Here is a 640-nt window from a genome sequence, read left to right as displayed (position 1 = left end):
CGAGAGAGTCTCTCGTGCCCCGCCGGGAGGCCTGCGTTGTGACAAGCCCCATGCGCCCGCGACATCATTCTGCCCCGGCATGAATGATGTCCGGAAACGAAGGGGCCCCGCCGGCGCCGAACGGCACGCCACGTGGCCCTTCGGCATCACGGCGGGATCGACTCGGCGCCGGCTTCCGGCTTGCCCGCTCCCTGGTGGCCCAGCGGCCCGGCCCGGTCCAGGCGCGGGTGGTTGTCCCGGAACTCCCGATGGGGATCGGGCAGGGCGTCCAGCGCCTGGAGGCTGCGGACGATGGCGTGGATCGCCGCCGTCACGTCCCGGGTGTTGCCGGCCTCCGAGATGGTGTGCATGTTGCGGATCGGGAAGCCGATGGAGGTGGCGACGCAGTCCACCGCGGCCAGCACCCCGGCCATGCCGTCGGTGCCGGTATCGGCGCCGACGATGTCGCGCTGCAGGGGGATCTTGTGCTCGCGGGCGGTGCTCTCGATCAGGCGGTTGAGCTGCTCGCTGGCGATGGCACCCACCGAGAGGGTGAAGCCCTTGCCCATCTCCAGCGGCTGCATGCGGCGGTCGCCGATGCCCGGGGCGGCCACGTAGTCGTGGTTGACGTCCACCGCGATGATGGCGTCGGGCCTGAGTT

At 71.1% G+C, this 640-nt stretch carries 1 pseudogene; it reads right to left on the bottom strand.

Features of this window, described 5'->3' with window-relative positions:
* Positions 1–146: 146 nt before the first annotated feature.
* Positions 147–640, bottom strand: a pseudogene (locus J5F18_RS19880) (peptidase M42); the annotation flags it as partial.

The sequence above is a fragment of the Halomonas sp. BM-2019 genome (assembly GCF_017584085.1).
This window is presented reverse-complemented; position numbering and strand designations above follow the sequence as displayed.